This window comes from Streptomyces sp. P9(2023) (genome assembly GCF_032436795.1).
In the GTDB taxonomy this organism is placed as follows: Bacteria; Actinomycetota; Actinomycetes; order Streptomycetales; family Streptomycetaceae; genus Streptomyces.
On the sequence record NZ_JAUPWM010000526.1, the window covers coordinates 1 to 267 of the forward strand.

Annotated in this window: 1 protein-coding gene; it reads left to right on the forward strand. The window is 34.5% G+C overall.

Annotated elements, in window-relative coordinates:
* The coding region (locus Q5762_RS38595; protein ID WP_315896983.1) for a DUF1524 domain-containing protein at positions 1 to 267 on the forward strand (267 nt) is incomplete at both ends.

Below are 267 nucleotides of genomic sequence, written 5' to 3' on the forward strand. Positions count from 1 at the left end.
TCAAGTTATTTCTCAAATAGCTCTGATGCTGAAGTTAAAGAATTGGTTGAACACATTGGAAACAAGATTCCATTCGAAAAGAAACTAAATATTATCGCTAGTAACGGATACTTTGCTAAGAAAAAAGAAAATTACAGTAAGTCAGAAATTGGTGTCTTACTTGAGCTTGCTAAAGTCAATAACACATGGGGACTTGATGACATTAGAGAACGTGACATTCGAATCTCTGATGAATTCATTGAACTACTGAATGACTGGGGACTAAAC